Raw genomic sequence first — 8,432 nt, forward strand, 5'->3', positions numbered from 1 at the left:
TGGGGCGGCCGGTGGAGCCGGAGGTGTAGATCGCGTAGGCGAGGTTCTGCCCGTCCAGGGTCCGCTGCGGCGCGGTGGCGGGGCGGCGGTCGATGGTCGCCTGCTCGCGCTCGATGACGACGAGGGTGCCGTCGTACTGGGCGCCGACGGTGTCGGCCAGGGCGGTCGAGGTGACGATGGCGGGGGTGGCGGTGTCGGCCAGGACGTGGGCGAGGCGTTCGGTGGGCCAGGCGGGGTCGAGGGGCAGGTAGGCGGCGCCGGCCTTCCAGACACCGAGGAGGGTGGGCACCAGGTTCGCGCCGCGCTCCAGGCAGACACCGATCAGGACGTCCGGGCCGGCGCCGACGGCGGCCAGGTGGTGGGCGATGCGGTTGGCGCGGTCGTCCACCTCGCGGTAGGTGAGGTGGAGGCCGTCGACGATGACGGCGGTGGCGTCCGGGGTGGCGGCGGCCTGCGCCTCGAACAGGTCGAGGGTGGTGCCGGTCGGCCACTGCACGGAGTCACCCGCGGCCCAGGCCGCGAGCTGGGCACGCTCGGCCTCGGGCAGGTAGGCGGCGGTCGCGTCCCCGTCCGGGTCCGCGGCCATCGCCTCCAGCACCAGCCGGTAACGCTCACCCAGCAGGGCAAGCCGCTCCCGACCCACCACGGCGACCGGGGCACTGAGGTTCACCCGGTCCGGGCGGGCCAGCACGTTGAGGGCGAACTCGTTGGCGCCGTCGCCCATCGACCCCTCGGCGTCGATCGGACCACCGTCGACGACGTGGAAGTCCAGGTACTCGAAGAGGATCGAGACGAGGTCGCCGGAGCTGCCGGCGGCGCGCTGGACGGCGGGCAGCGGGTAGCGGCGGTGCGACCAGATGGCCGTTTCGGTGGCATAGGTCTGCTCGACCAGCTCGCGCCAGGTCTTCGCGCCCCGACTCGCCGGGAAGGGCAGGGTGTTGAGGTGCATGCCGAGCACCCGGTCGGCGCCCGGGGCCTCCATGCGGCCGTGGTAGACGACACCGGTGTGGAAAGCCTCGTCCGCGGTGAGCGAGGACATCACCTTCAGGTGCGCGGCCAGCAGCACGCTCTTGATCGAGGTCTTCGCCTCGGCGGCCAGTCGGGTCAGTCCGTCCTTGATGTCCAGGAACGGCACCGGGACACCGTGACGCTCCCGCTCGCCCCGCTCGCCCTCGCCCCAGGACTCGGGCAGGACCATGGGGGCGTGCTCGTCGACGACCTGCTGCCAGAAGGACTGGGTCGCCGGGTCTGAGAGGGCGTCCTGCTCGGCGGCGATGAAGTCGGCGTAGCGGACGGCGGGCGTCTCGTAGGCCGCCGGCTCGTCGCCGTTGCGCAGGCTGCGGTAGAGGGTGACGATCTCCATCACCAGGGTGTGGTAGCTCCACCCCTCGGTGACGGCGTGAATGTGACTGAACGTCAGTCGCCAGGCCTCGTCCGACTCGACGTGCGCGGCGATGCGCAGCAGCGGGGCGGCCGTCAGCTCGAAGTCCGTCGCGCGCTCCTGCTCGACATAGGCGCTCGTGCGCTCCGCCACCTTGGCCTCGGTCAGGCCGCGCAGGTCGTGCGCGGTGATCGGGACCTCGGCGGTGGCGTGGACGAGTTGGAGGGGCTGGCTGTAGCCGCCCAGGTGCATCGAGGTGCGCAGGATGTCGTGCCGGGCCACCACCGTGTCAACGGCTCGGCGCAGGACGTCGAGCGAGAACGACAGCTCGTCCGGGATCAGGAACGAGTTGATGTTCCGGTAGGTGCTTCCGCCCTGGGCCGCGAGCATCTCGACCAGCATGCCGGTCTGGATCTGCGAGAGCGGGTAGGCGTCGACGACGTCGGCCGGGAGGGCCTTGCGGTCCTCCTCGCCGATGAGGGCGAACGGCTGGACGGCGGTGATCAGCGACTCGCCCGTACCGGCGCCCGGGAGGGCGGCGGCCATGGCCGCGATGGTGCGCTGCTCGAAGACGTCCGGGATGGAGACGTCGTACCCGGCGGCACGCATCGCTCCGACCAGGCGGACGGCGCGGATGGAGTCGCCGCCGAGGTCGAAGAAGCTGTCCTCGACACCCACCTGCGCCAGGCCCAGGACCTCGGCCCAGATGGCGGCCAGGCGCTCCTCCAGCGGAGTGCGCGGAGCCGTGTAGCGGGAGGCGGTGAAGGCCTCCAGGTCGGGGGCGGGCAGGGCCCGCGTGTCGGCCTTGCCGTTGGTGGTCAGCGGAATGGCGTCCAGGGTGACGAACGCGGCCGGGACCATGTACTCCGGCAACGAGGCACCGAGGTGGGCGCGGAGCCGGATGGTGTCGGGGACGGCATCGGCGGCCGGGACGACGTAGGCGACGAGGGACTTCTCCCCTGCCTCGTTCTCGCGGACGATCACCACGCTCTGGCGGATCTCGGGCAGCTCGGTGAGAGCGGTCTCGATCTCGCCGAGTTCGATCCGGTAGCCGCGGAGCTTGACCTGCTTGTCGATCCGGCCGAGGGATTCGAGGGTCCCGTCCGCCAGACGCAGGGCGAGGTCGCCGGAACGGTAGAGGCGGGAGCCGGCGGGGCCGTACGGGTTGGGGACGAAGCGCTCGGCGGTCAGCTCCGGACGGTTGAGGTAACCACGGGCCACGGCCGGGCCACTGACGTGGATCTCACCGGGCACACCCACGGGGACGAGGTGCCCCCGGGCATCGAGGACGTGGATGGCGGTGTCGTCCATCGGTGAGCCGACGGGGCTGTGCGCGGACCGCGCGACATCCTGCTCGGTGATCCGGTGGTAGGTGGAGTGCACGGTGGTTTCGGTGATGCCGTACATGTTGACGAGTGCGGTGTCGTGGGTGCCGACGCGCTCGGCCCACGGACGCAGTTCGGCCATTTCCAGGCGCTCGCCGGCGAAGACGACGGCCCGCAGGGCGAGCCGCTCGATCCGGGGGTCGCCGTCACCTGCGAGCTGGGTGAGGGTACGGAACGCCGACGGCGTCTGGCACAGGATCGTGGCGCGCTCGGCGACCAGCAGGTCGAGCATGTCGTGGGGGGAGCGGCTGGTGTGGCGGGGAACGACGACGAGTCGGCCGCCGTGCAGGAGGGCGCCCCACATCTCCCAGACGGAGACGTCGAAGGCGTAGGAGTGGAAGAGCGGCCAGACGTCGGCGGGGCCGAAGTGGTAGTTCTCCCGGGTGGCGGTGAACAGGCGGGCGACGTTGGTGTGGGTGAGGCTGACGCCCTTGGGCAGGCCGGTGGAGCCGGAGGTGTAGATGACGTAGATCTGGTTGTCCGGGCGGACGCCGGTGACGGGGGCGGTGGCCGGGTGGGCGGCGATCTCGTCCTGGTGGGTGTCGACGAGCACCCGGGTGCCGGTGAACTCCAGCTCTGCCAGGGCGGAGTGGGTGACGAGGAGTTCGGCCTTGGCGTCGGCCAGCATGTAGGCCAGACGGTCGGCCGGGTTGGCCGGGTCCAGGGGGAGGTAGGCGGCGCCGGACTTGAGGATGCCGAGGAGGGCGGGGATGAGGTCGGGGCCGCGTTCCAGGGAGAGGCCGACGATTCGCTCGGGGCCGGCGCCCAGGGAGATGAGGTGGTGGGCGATGCGGTTGGCCCGCTCGTCCAGCTCCGCGTAGGTGAGGTTCAGCTCGCCACTGGTCAGCGCGACCGCGTCCGGCGTACGGGCGGCCTGCGCGGCGAACAGCTCGTGGACACACTCCTCCACCGGCTCCTCGGCGGTCTCGTTCCAGGTACCGAGCAGTAGGGAGAGCTCGTCGGCGGGCAGGTGGGTGGCACGCGCGTCGCCGTCGGCGTCGGCGGCCATCGCCTCCAGCACCAGGCGGTACATCGCGCCCAGCCGCTCCAGGCTCTCCTGGGTGAAGAACTCCGTCGAGCTGCTGAGGTTGAAGTGCCCGCCCTGCGGGATCGCCATCAGCGCGAACTCGTTCGAACCGCCCGCCATGGTCGCCTCGACGTCGACGGAGTCGGTGTCGACCTGGTGGAAGTCGTGGTGGTCGAAGAGCACGTTGATCAGACCGCCCGAGCTGCCGGCGGCGCGCTGGACGGCGGGCAGCGGGTAGCGGCGGTGGGACCAGATCGCGGTCTCCGTCGCGTACGTCCGCTCGATCAGCTCGCGCCAGGTGCGGGCGCCCCGAGTGGTCGGGAAGGGCAGGCTGTTGAGGTGCATGCCGAGCACCCGGTCGGAGCCGGGGGCCTCCAGACGGCCGTGGTAGACCACACCGGTGTGGAAGGCCTCGTCCGCGGTGAGCGAGGACATCACCTTGAGGTGCGCGGCCAGCATGACGGTCTTGAGCGAGGTCTTCGCCTCGGCGGCCAGCTTGCGCAGGCCGTCCTCCAGGTCCGCGAACGGTACCCGGACACCCACGCGCTCGCCCGGCTCGCCGCCCCAGCTCGCCGGCAGGGCCAGCGGGCCGTGGGCGTCGACGACCTGCTGCCAGAAGGACTGGGTCGCCGGGTCGGAGAGGGCGTCCTGCTCGGCGGCGATGAAGTCGGCGTAGCGGACGGCGGGCGCCTCGTGGGCGACCGGCTCCCGGCCGTCCCGCAGATCCTGGTAGGCGCCCAGAAGCTCCATGAGCAGCGAGTTGAGCGTCCAGCCGTCGGTGATGGCGTGGTTGTGGCTGATCGTCAGGCGCCAGGCCTGGTCGGACTCGACGTGTGCGGCGATCCGCAGGAGCGGGGCGGCCGCCAGCTCGAACCCGCGGGTCCGCTCCTCCTCGGCGAAGGCCAGCGCGCGCTCGGCCACCTCGGCCTCGGTCAGACCGCGCAGGTCGAACACGGCCACCGGGGCTTCGGTGACGGCGTGGACGAGCTGGAGGGGCTGGCTGTACCCGTCCAGGTGCATCGAGGTGCGCAGGACGTCGTGCCGGGCGACCACCGTGTCCACGGCGCGGCGGAAGGCCTCGGCGTCGAACGGCTGCGGGTCGGGCAGCCGGAAGGAGTCGATGTTGTGGTAGACCGCACGGTCGGCCGACGACATGACCTCCACCAGGATGCCGGTCTGCGCCTGGGACAGCGGGTAGGCGTCGACGACGTCGGCCGGGAGGGCGGTGCGGTCGTCCTCGCCGATGAGGGCGAAGGGCTCGACGGCGGTGATCAGCGACTCGCCGGTGCCGACGCCCGGGAGGGCGGCGGCCATGGCGGCGATGGTGCGCTGCTCGAAGACGTCACGGACCGAGACGTCGTAGCCGGTGGCACGCATCGCTCCGACCAGGCGGACGGCGCGGATGGAGTCACCACCCAGGTCGAAGAAGCTGTCCTCGACACCGGCCTGTGCCAGGCCCAGGACCTCGGCCCAGATCGCGGCGATCCGCTCCTCCAGCGGAGTGCGCGGCGCCGTGTAGCGGGAGGCGGTGAAGGCCTCCAGATCGGGGGCGGGCAGCGCGCGGCGGTCGGTCTTGCCGCTGCTGTTGAGCGGGATGGCGTCGAGCGTGACGAACGCGGCCGGGACCATGTACTCGGGCAGCGTGACGGCCAGTTCACGGCGGACGGCGGTGACGTCCAGTTCGCCGCCGTCGGTGACGACGTAGGCGACCAGGGTCTCCTCGCGGACCACGACCACGGCTTCGCGGATCCGGTCGAGGCCGCCGAGGGCGCTCTCGATCTCGCCGAGCTCGATGCGGTAGCCGCGGAGCTTGATCTGGTTGTCGATGCGGCCGAGGTAGTCGATGCTGCCGTCGGGCAGGAAGCGGGCGAGGTCGCCGGTTGCGTAGAGACGCGAGCCCGCCGGGCCGTACGGGTTGGGGAGGAACCTGTCCGCGGTCAGCTCGGGACGGTCGAGGTAGCCACGGGCCACGCCGGGGCCGCCGACATGGAGTTCACCGGGGACACCCACCGGGACGGGTCGGCCGGCCCGGTCAAGGAGGTGGATGGTCAGGTCGGCGAGGTGGCGGCCGATGACACTGCGACGCGGGCCGGACAGCTCGGCCGCCGTGACCCGGTGGAAGGTGGCGTAGACGGTGATCTCGGTCGGGCCGTACATGTTGACCAGGACCGGGCCGTTCCAGCCGAAACGCTCGGTCCAGGCGGCCAGGTCCGGCACGTCCAGACGCTCGCCGGCGAAGACGACCATGCGCAGGGCCAGGCTCTGGACGGCGTCGTCGATCACGGTCGCGGCCAGGGAACGGAACGCGGACGGGGTCTGGCACAGCACGCCGACCTGCTCGCGGACCAGCAGCTCGGCCATCTCCTGCGGAGAGCGCGCGATCGCCGACGGGACGACGACCAGGCGGCCGCCGTGCAGCAGGGCACCCCACATCTCGAACACGGAGACGTCGAAGGCGTAGGAGTGGAACAGCGCCCACACATCACCCTCGGTGAAGCCGACCTGCTCACGCGCCGCGGTGAACAGACGCACCACGTTGGTGTGGGTGAGGCTGACGCCCTTGGGCAGGCCGGTGGAGCCGGAGGTGTAGATGACGTAGATCAGGTTGTCCGGGCGGACGCCGGTGACGGGGGCGGTGGCCGGGTGGGCGGCGATCTCGTCCTGGTGGGTGTCGATGAGCACCCGGGTGCCGGTGAACTCCAGCTCGTCCAGGGCCGAGTGGGTGACGAGGAGTTCGGCCTTGGCGTCGGCGAGCATGTAGGCGAGGCGGTCGGCCGGGTTGGCGGGGTCCAGGGGGAGGTAGGCGGCGCCGGACTTCAGGATGCCGAGCAGGGCCGGGATGAGGTCGGGGCCGCGCTCCAGGGAGAGGCCGACGATTCGCTCCGGGCCGGCGCCCAGGGCGATGAGGTGGTGGGCGATGCGGTTGGCCCGCTCGTCCAGCTCCGCGTAGGTGAGGCTCAGCTCGCCACTGGTGAGGGCGACGGCGTCCGGCGTGCGGGCGGCCTGCGCGGCGAACAGCTCGTGGACACACTCCTCCACCGGCTCCTCGACGGTGGCGTTCCACGTGTCGAGCAGTAGGGAGAGCTCGTCGGCGGGCAGGTGGGCGGCACGCGCGTCGCCGTCGGCGTCGGCGGCCATCGCCTCCAGCACCGAGCGGTACATCGCGCCCAGCCGCTCCAGGCTCTCCTGGGTGAAGAACTCCGAGGAACCGCCCAGCTGGACGGTGCCACCGCTGGCGATCGCGTTGAGCGCGAACTCCGTGGTGCCCTGGTTGAGCGAGGCCTCGACGTCCACCGCGGCGGTGTCGACCTGGTGGAAGTCCTGGAACTCGAACATGACGTTGATCAGGTTGCTGTTGCCCGCGGCGCGCTGGACGGCGGGCAGCGGATAGCGGCGGTGCGACCAGATCGCGGTCTCCGTCGCGTACGTCCGCTCGACCAGCTCCCGCCAGGTGCGGGCGCCCCGACTCGTCGGGAACGGAAGGGTGTTGAGGTGCATGCCGAACACGCGGTCGGCGCCCGGAGCCTCCAGACGGCCGTGGTAGACGACACCGGTGTGGAAAGCCTCGTCCGCGGTGAGCGAGGACATCACCTTGAGGTGGGCGGCCAGCATGACGCTCTTGAGCGAGGTCTTCGCCTCGGCGGCCAGCTCGCGCAGGCCGTCCTCCAGGTCCGCGAACGGCACCCGGGCCCGGACGCTCTCGCCCGGCTCGCCGCCCCAGGCGGCGGGCAGCGCCAGCGGGCCGTGGGCGTCGACGACCTGCTGCCAGAACTCCTGGGTCGCCGGGTCGGAGAGGGCGTCCTGCTCGGCGGCGACGTAGTCCGCGTAGCGGACGGCCGGCACCTCGTAGGCCGCCGGCTCGCGGCCGTCCCGCAGCGCCTGATAGGTGCCGAGGAACTCCATGAGCAGCGAGTTGATGGTCCAGCCGTCGGTGATCACGTGCAGGTGGCTGACCGTCAGGCGCCACGCCTGGTCGGACTCGACGTGCGCCGCGAACCGCATCAGCGGGGCGGAGGTCAGCACGAATCCCGTGCGGTTCTCCTGCTCGACGTAGGCGCGGGCCTGCTCGTCGATCTCGGCCTGGCTCAGGCCGCGCAGGTCGTGGATCGCGACCGGGATCTCGACCTCTGCGTGGACGAGCTGGAGGGGCTGGCTGTAGCCCTCCAGGTGCATCGAGGTGCGCAGGATGTCGTGCCGGGCCACCACGATGTCGGCGGCGCGGCGGAACGCCTCGGCGTCGAAGGGACGGGTGTCCGGAATGCGCGAGGAGTTGATGTTCCGGTAGACGTGCTCGTTCTCGGTGGACATCAGCTCGACGAGCATGCCGGTCTGGATCTGCGAGAGCGGGTAGGCGTCGACGACGTCGGCCGGGAGGGCGTTGCGGTCCTCCTCGCCGATGAGGGCGAAGGGCTGGACGGCGGTGATCAGCGACTCGCCGGTGCCGGTGCCGGGGAGGGCGGTGGCCAGGGCGGCGATGGTGCGCTGCTGGAAGACGTCGCGGATGGAGACGTCGTGACCGGCCTCGCGCAGGGCACCGACCAGGCGGACGGCGCGGATGGAGTCGCCGCCGAGGTCGAAGAAGCTGTCCTCGATACCGATCTGTGGCAGGTCGAGGACGTCGGCCCAGATGGCGGCGAGG

At 71.6% G+C, this 8,432-nt stretch carries 1 protein-coding gene; it reads right to left on the reverse strand.

Annotation, left to right across the window (positions count from 1 at the left end; translation table 11 throughout):
* Window positions 1–8,432 (reverse strand): amino acid adenylation domain-containing protein (locus AB0J08_RS40305; protein WP_360644747.1); only part of this gene is annotated, 8,432 nt, incomplete at both ends.

Source organism: Kitasatospora sp. NPDC050463 (assembly GCF_040655255.1).
In the GTDB taxonomy this organism is placed as follows: domain Bacteria; phylum Actinomycetota; class Actinomycetes; order Streptomycetales; family Streptomycetaceae; genus Kitasatospora.